Source organism: Phormidium sp. CCY1219, from assembly GCF_035615515.1.
Taxonomy (GTDB): Bacteria; Cyanobacteriota; Cyanobacteriia; order Cyanobacteriales; family Laspinemataceae; genus CCY1219.
In genome coordinates this window covers 1-971 of sequence record NZ_JAJENT010000612.1, presented here as the reverse complement: position 1 = coordinate 971, position 971 = coordinate 1, and the positions used below count along the sequence as shown (strand labels likewise).

At 44.4% G+C, this 971-nt stretch carries 1 protein-coding gene; it reads right to left on the bottom strand.

Annotated features, from left to right (window positions below; translation table 11 throughout):
• Positions 1–971: reverse transcriptase domain-containing protein (locus tag LKK83_RS17130; protein WP_324632462.1), on the bottom strand; the 971-nt coding region annotated here is incomplete at both ends.

The window sequence follows — 971 nt, the reverse complement described above, 5'->3', positions numbered from 1 at the left end:
AAGAGCTTTGATACTCTCGTTGGAACACCGGGTTGTTTCCCCATTCTTGTACTCCAGTATTTGAGATTGCCGTCATACGGGCTGGCTTCGCTTTTGACTTTGACGTGTCTGACAATTTGAGTCTCAGCGTGGTGTCGCAATTTGATTGGGTTTGATTCCGTTCGTGTTGCAAATACCCAATGCCGATTCCCTATTGTTTGCCAGTATTTCTTGGCTACCCATTTTTTACTTTTGTTGGGGTGTCTTCGGTATCCCCTTCTGGTTAGCTTCCAATATAACGAGCTATCCATTTGAGAGAAAACTTCCTTAGACACTACTGTTGAGTAGTAGTTGCTCCACCCTCTGATGACCGGGTTGAGGTATTTTATTAACCCCTCTTGCGGTATTGCAATATGGGAGTCTACTATCCCTTTCAGTTTTTTGTAGTGGGTTTTAATAGCTTGTTTGCTGGGTTTGATGATAGTTTTGAAACCTAACGGATTGCCATGCGTATCCTTTCCGGTCTTATATTTTCCGATTTGATATTGCCGGATGTTAAACCCCAGGAAGTCAAACCCAGGGCTGTCACCCTCTAATGTGTGGGTGATGTGAGTTTTGGTATCCTTCAGTTCCAATCCTATTCCTTTCAACCATTCCTGGATGTGGTCATGACATTTTAGAATTACATCCTTGTTTTCATGCAGGATAACGAAGTCGTCAGCATAACGAACTAGCGAGATTGCATTACGTTTATTTGTACGGCTTCTTTTTCCTGGTAGCTTAGCAGCTAGGGATTTGATGCTTTCTTCCATGCCGTGAAGGGCAATATTCGCCAGTAGAGGGCTGATTACCCCTCCTTGCGGTGTGCCTTCTTCCGTTGCGAATAGCTGTCCGGTATCGATTACGCCAGCTTTAAGCCATGCCTTGACTTGTCGTCGGATTGCCGGGAAGGCATCAAGTTTATTGAGAAGTTTTTCATGGTCAATTCGGTC